The organism is Pseudomonas sp. H26/SER47-MNA-CIBAN-0231 (genome assembly GCF_040310465.1).
Classification (GTDB): Bacteria; Pseudomonadota; Gammaproteobacteria; order Pseudomonadales; family Pseudomonadaceae; genus Aquipseudomonas; species Aquipseudomonas atacamensis.
On sequence record NZ_JBEOPW010000053.1, the window covers coordinates 1 to 423 of the forward strand.

The 423-nt window shown below is 42.3% G+C and carries 2 protein-coding genes; both read left to right on the plus strand.

Features of this window, described 5'->3' with window-relative positions; translation table 11 throughout:
* A partial coding sequence (locus tag AAEZ10_RS27210; RefSeq protein WP_350571779.1) for a YjbQ family protein occupies window positions 1–115 on the plus strand: 115 nt, incomplete at its 5' end.
* Window positions 116–195: 80 nt separating this feature from the next.
* On the plus strand, window positions 196–423 hold a 228-nt coding region (locus tag AAEZ10_RS27215), incomplete at its 3' end, for a hypothetical protein (RefSeq protein ID WP_350571777.1).

The following is a 423-nucleotide window of genomic DNA, read 5'->3' on the forward strand; positions in this document are numbered from 1 at the left end:
GGTAAATGGGGCGCTAGGACTAGGAACGTGGCAAGGCATTTATTTATGTGAACATCGAGACCATCTTGAAACGTATGGTGGCAATCGCAAAATTATCATTACCGTCAATACTTAATCAATGGTCACCAATGGTAGATTGTTCCTTACCCTTTACTGTGCTTAAATAACCCTCTCTTTACCAATAGTCATCTGCTTATGAAAACCCATCTATTTACGCCAGCCAAGCCTACTCGCTATCTTCGTGTACTGACTGTTATTTTTTTGAGTATGTTTTTAGTAACTGCTTGTGAAAAGTCATCAGAATCTGAGACAGTTAACGGGACCACCACTGATGCAGCAGTCCAAACGACACCTGTGACCTCTAACATCAATGTACCTGAAGTGACGGATAGAGAGGCAAATGCCGCTGAGACTACTGTAGAC